Origin of the sequence: Alienimonas chondri (assembly GCF_013036045.1) — a bacterium.
GTDB classification, from domain to species: Bacteria; Planctomycetota; Planctomycetia; order Planctomycetales; family Planctomycetaceae; genus Alienimonas; species Alienimonas chondri.
Genome location: NZ_WTPX01000347.1, coordinates 1 through 801 on the forward strand (window position 1 = coordinate 1; position 801 = coordinate 801).

Below are 801 nucleotides of genomic sequence, written 5' to 3' on the forward strand. Positions count from 1 at the left end.
CCGGGGGTGAGGGGGCTTTCCCGGTCCGATCGCCTTTCATGCTCCGGTCACACTCCCGATGCATGCGAACGACACCCAATAAACGACTGCGGGTGAGGGTTCGCTCACCCTCACCCCCGACCCCTCTCCCTGAGGGAGAGGGGAGAAGAGCAAGCCGCCCCGGCCGTCAGTGATTGTGCCCGGCGTGGGGGTCGGGGGCGCCGCCGGATTTGTTTTTGAGGGCCATGCTCAGTTGATAGGCGGCGGTGACGGCGACCGATTCGCCCGGCAGGACGCTGCCGTCGTCGGCGACGACGACGCGTTCGCCGTCGGCGTAGCGGACGCGGACGGGACGTTGCTCGAAGGTGGAACCGTTCTCCACAAACACGAATCGCTCCGCCCCGCTTTCCGTCACCGCCCGGGCCGGCAGCACGATCACGCCCTCATAGAGACCGACCGGCACCCGCACCCGCATCCGCTGGCCGGGTTTATAGCGCCAGGTGACGAACCGCCCGTCCGCCGCGGCGCCCCCGTCGTAGAGCACTTCGTTGGGCAGAGCGACGTAGAAGGGCAGCGTGCGGGAGTTCGGGTCCACGTCGTTCGCGACGTGCCGGATTTGAAGACCGTCGATCGGCCCGGCGTCGTTCACGTCCTCGGCGCCGACGGCTCCGCCCATATCGCCGTCGGGCGAAAGCAGTCCGTCCGCGGGGACGGCGACGACGGGGCGGTTCTCGCGGGCGGCGGCGGTCACCGCGGCGGCGTCCGCGGCGAAGGCGCGGCCCTCGATATAGAGCTCGCTCAGGTCATGCAATTCTAATAAAT

The 801-nt window shown here is 68.5% G+C and carries 1 pseudogene; it reads right to left on the reverse strand.

Features of this window, described 5'->3' with window-relative positions:
* Window positions 1–166: 166 nt before the first annotated feature.
* Window positions 167–801, reverse strand: a pseudogene (locus LzC2_RS21580) (efflux RND transporter periplasmic adaptor subunit); the annotation flags it as partial.